General features: G+C 42.8%; 2 protein-coding genes. Both read left to right on the plus strand.

The genetic code is table 11. From position 1 onward, the window contains the following. The first annotated feature begins 18 nt into the window (after window positions 1-18). The gene (locus ACFIJL_RS09650) at window positions 19-387 is read left to right on the plus strand and encodes a head decoration protein (RefSeq protein WP_375624502.1); all 369 of its coding nucleotides are present in this window, start codon (window positions 19-21) and stop codon (window positions 385-387) included. A 12-nt stretch (window positions 388-399) separates the two neighbouring features. Beyond that, the coding region (locus tag ACFIJL_RS09655) for a major capsid protein (RefSeq protein WP_375624500.1) at window positions 400-900 on the plus strand (501 nt) is incomplete at its 3' end.

Raw genomic sequence — 900 nt, forward strand, 5'->3', positions numbered from 1 at the left:
AGCTTGGAGGGCAGTGAAATGACGAATATTATTTATGACGACGTACGCAATGGCGCTTATCTTGGACCCTACGACCCCGATATGTCAAACGAAGAAGTGGTGTTTGCATCAGGAGCATTCATTGAAGCGGGAACTGTCATGGGAAAGATAACCGCAACGGAACACTATGTCCCCCTTAATCCAGCAGCAGCAGATGGCAGTCAAACACCGGCAGGGATTTCTTTTGCTACTGTTGATGCCTCTGAAGCAGATCAACGTGCCGTGATTACAGCACGCTTATGCACTGTAAAAGCTTCTGAACTGCTATGGCCAGATGCCATCACGGATGAACAAAAAAGTGCTGCCATTCAGTCTCTCGAAGACCATAACAACATTCTATTGCGATAGGAGAATGCACACATGGATATGAATTTTTTTAAACATGATGCTTTCTCAAGCATCACAATGATGAAAGCCATCGAAAACTATGAGTTTCAACCTGGTCTTGTAAGTTCTCTTAATCTCTTTGAAGAAGTTGAAACCAGTACCACAGTGGTTGGTATTGAACGGCGTGATAATACATTTTCGCTTATTCAAACCAGTGAACGTGGCGCACCTTTGGCAGAAGGTGATAGAGAGGGTCGTAATCTTCGGTTTTTCAAAACAACACGGATTGCCAAAAGTGATACCGTAAAATCAGAAGAAATCCAAAACCGGCGTGAATTTGGGACAGAAGATCAGTTAGAGACAGCAATGAAATATATTGCCAGAAAACAAAAGAAACTGATTTCTGAAATAGAATTGACATGGGAAAATATGCAACTTGGCGCTGTTCAAGGGGTGATTCTTGATGCCGATGGCTCTGTTATTGTCGATTGGTACAAAGAATGGGAAATCGCACCACCAAAGCCGATTGATTTT

The organism is Bartonella sp. TT119HLJHH, from assembly GCF_042193385.1.
Taxonomy (GTDB): Bacteria; Pseudomonadota; Alphaproteobacteria; order Rhizobiales; family Rhizobiaceae; genus Bartonella.

Excerpts from the sequence above, each read along its gene's own strand:
- ACFIJL_RS09650 (WP_375624502.1), top strand. The coding sequence starts at position 19 with ATGACGAATATTATTTATGACGACGTACGCAATGGCGCTTATCTTGGA.